This is a genomic window from Stenotrophomonas sp. 2YAF22 (genome assembly GCF_052114665.1).
Taxonomy (GTDB): domain Bacteria; phylum Pseudomonadota; class Gammaproteobacteria; order Xanthomonadales; family Xanthomonadaceae; genus Stenotrophomonas; species Stenotrophomonas indicatrix.
Map to the genome: position 1 here is coordinate 1 of NZ_JBFRFE010000429.1, position 3,774 is coordinate 3,774.

Here is a 3,774-nt window from a genome sequence, read left to right on the forward strand (position 1 = left end):
GTGGTGTGGTGTAAGTTATCGGCCTATTAGTACCGGTCAGCTTCACGAGTCGTTAGTCCTCGCTTCCACATCCGGCCTATCAACCCAGTGGTCTGGCTGGGGGCCTCTCACACACAAGGTGTATGGAAATCTCATCTCGAAGCGAGCTTCCCGCTTAGATGCTTTCAGCGGTTATCCCATCCGAACGTAGCTAATCAGCGGTGCACTTGGCAGTACAACTGACACACCAGAGGTTCGTCCGTCCCGGTCCTCTCGTACTAAGGACAGCCCTTCTCAAATTTCCTGCGCGCGCAGCGGATAGGGACCGAACTGTCTCACGACGTTCTAAACCCAGCTCGCGTACCGCTTTAATGGGCGAACAGCCCAACCCTTGGGACCTACTCCAGCCCCAGGATGCGACGAGCCGACATCGAGGTGCCAAACCATGCCGTCGATATGGACTCTTGGGCAAGATCAGCCTGTTATCCCCGAGGTACCTTTTATCCGTTGAGCGACGGCCATTCCACAATGTACCGCCGGATCACTAGTCCCGACTTTCGTCCCTGCTCGAGATGTCTCTCTCACAGTCAAGCTCCCTTGTGCACTTACACTCGACACCTGATTGCCAACCAGGCTGAGGGAACCTTTGGGCGCCTCCGTTACTTTTTAGGAGGCAACCGCCCCAGTTAAACTACCCATCAGGCACTGTCCCTGACCCGGATTACGGGCCGAAGTTAGATGTCCAAAGTGACCAGAGTGGTATTTCAACGATGACTCCACCCGGACTGGCGTCCGGGCTTCCACGTCTCCCACCTATCCTACACAAGCCACTCCGAACACCAATACCAAACTATAGTAAAGGTCTCGGGGTCTTTCCGTCCTGCTGCGCGTAACGAGCATCTTTACTCGTACTGCAATTTCGCCGAGTTTATGGTTGAGACAGCGGGGAAGTCGTTACTCCATTCGTGCAGGTCGGAACTTACCCGACAAGGAATTTCGCTACCTTAGGATGGTTATAGTTACCACCGCCGTTTACTGGGGCTTAAATTCTCAGCTTCGCCTTGCGGCTAACCGGTCCTCTTAACCTTCCAGCACCGGGCAGGAGTCAGTCCGTATACATCGTCTTGCGACTTCGCACGGACCTGTGTTTTTAGTAAACAGTCGCTTCCCCCTGGTCTCTGCGGCCCCTGCACGCTCCGGACAGCAAGTGTCCATCACGATGGGGGCCCCCCTTCTCCCGAAGTTACGGGGGCATTTTGCCGAGTTCCTTAACCATAATTCTCTCGATCGCCTTAGTATTCTCTACCTGATCACCTGTGTCGGTTTGGGGTACGGGCGGCTAAAACCTCGCGTCGATGCTTTTCTCGGCAGCATAGGATCACCGGATCCCCCCGTACGGGGGTCCCATCGGGTCTCAGGCATCATGAACGGCGGATTTGCCTACCGTTCGCCCTACATCCTTAGACCGGGGCAACCATCGCCCGGCCCGGCTACCTTCCTGCGTCACACCTGTTAATACGCTTGCCTCCCGGGATCAGGTCCCGCGCTCCACCAAAACCCTCCACCCACAAGGGGTGTCGGGCAGGTCTCGGGCGGTTAGTATCCCCCGTTCAACATGGGCGGTTTTTCGCCGGTACGGGAATATCAACCCGTTGTCCATCGACTACGCCTGTCGGCCTCGCCTTAGGTCCCGACTTACCCAGGGCAGATTAGCTTGACCCTGGAACCCTTGATCATTCGGCGGACGGGTTTCTCACCCGTCTTTCGCTACTCATGCCTGCATTCTCACTCGTGTAGGCTCCACCGCTGGTTTACACCGCGACTTCACCGCCCACACGACGCTCCCCTACCACTCCGGACGCCTGAACCACAAGGGCTTGGCTATTATCCGAAATCCACAACTTCGGCGGTGTACTTGAGCCCCGCTACATTGTCGGCGCGGAATCACTTGACCAGTGAGCTATTACGCACTCTTTTAAGGATGGCTGCTTCTAAGCCAACCTCCTGGTTGTCTTCGCAACTCCACATCCTTTCCCACTTAGCACACGCTTAGGGGCCTTAGTTGGTGGTCTGGGCTGTTTCCCTCTCGACTATGAAGCTTATCCCCCACAGTCTCACTGCTGCGCTCTCACTTACCGGCATTCGGAGTTTGGCTGACGTCAGTAACCTTGTAGGGCCCATTAGCCATCCAGTAGCTCTACCTCCGGTAAGAAACACGCAACGCTGCACCTAAATGCATTTCGGGGAGAACCAGCTATCACGAAGTTTGATTGGCCTTTCACCCCTACCCACAGCTCATCCCCTCCATTTTCAACTGAAGTGGGTTCGGTCCTCCACGACGTCTTACCGTCGCTTCAACCTGGCCATGGGTAGATCACTTCGCTTCGGGTCTAGATCACGCCACTGCAACGCCCTGTTCAGACTCGCTTTCGCTACGGCTTCCCCACACGGGTTAACCTCGCGACGTAACACTAACTCGCAGGCTCATTCTTCAAAAGGCACGCCGTCACAACTACACAGCAAGCTGCGGTTGCTCCGACGGATTGTAAGCACACGGTTTCAGGTACTGTTTCACTCCCCTCCCGGGGTACTTTTCACCTTTCCCTCACGGTACTGGTCCGCTATCGGTCATTAGGGAGTATTTAGGCTTATCAGGTGGTCCTGACAGATTCGCACGGGATTTCTCGGGCCCCGTGCTACTTGGGATACTCTCACAGGCGGCATGACACATTTCGGTTACGGGGCTCACACCCTCTCTGGCCGGCCTTTCAAGACCGTTCACCTATGCCCATACACTCACCCCACTGTCCCGGCAGAGACAGAACGGAAAGTCCCACAACCCCGCCCATGCAACGCCCGCCGGCTATCACACATGGAACGGTTTAGCCTGATCCGCGTTCGCTCGCCACTACTAACGGAATCACTATTGTTTTCTCTTCCTGCGGGTACTGAGATGTTTCACTTCCCCGCGTTCCCCCCACGCACCCTATGTGTTCAGATGCGGGTCACCAGGTAACTCGCGCCCCTGGCGGGGTTTCCCCATTCGGACACCCTGGGATCACAGTCCGGTTATCGACTCCCCCAGGCTTATCGCAGATTCCTACGTCCTTCTTCGGCTCCTAATGCCAAGGCATCCACCGTGTGCTCTTAAAAACTTGACCACAAAAGATCAAGGAGTAATTTTCGAGAAAACCAYGGAACCAGACCGCAACCAACCACCACCCAAAAGCGGCAGCACAATCACGGATCAGATCCAGGTTCATATTCTTGGAAATTGCTTCTTATAAAAGATGCTCGCGTCCACTATGTAGTTCTCAAACAACAACCCCACACCACACACCCCACACGAACCCCCAAGGGGCCARCCGTGCACTCGGTGCAGCAGGGAAACCAGAAACACAAACCCGGAACCACAGCACGAAGCCGTGAACCCCGGTCCTGTTGTCTCAGGACCCAACAGTGTGCCAAACACTACCCAGCGATTCATTCCGGCCCGCGTTCCAGGACCGGCACCCCCCAAAGGGGAAACCCGTCCGTACTTGCTGCCGGCCTGCGCCGCCAGGCACCTATTTGYTGATATTCCACCCGTGAGCACCCGCCGCAGAACTTGCGTCTGCGCAACGGGCGTACTCCTGACAACACCACCACACAGACATCACGCCTGGCAGGGTTGTTGTAGGTGCTCCTTAGAAAGGAGGTGATCCAGCCGCACCTTCCGGTACGGCTACCTTGTTACGACTTAGTCCCAATCGCCAGTCCCACCTTCGACAGCTCCCTCCCACAAGGGGTTAGGCC

General features: G+C 56.1%; 2 rRNA genes. Both read right to left on the minus strand.

Annotated features, from left to right (window positions below):
• Positions 1-5 precede the first annotated feature (5 nt).
• Positions 6-3,140: ribosomal RNA gene (locus AB4Y84_RS15820) — 23S ribosomal RNA — on the minus strand.
• Between the two features lie 529 nt (positions 3,141-3,669).
• Positions 3,670-3,774: ribosomal RNA gene (locus tag AB4Y84_RS15825) — 16S ribosomal RNA — on the minus strand; the annotation flags it as partial.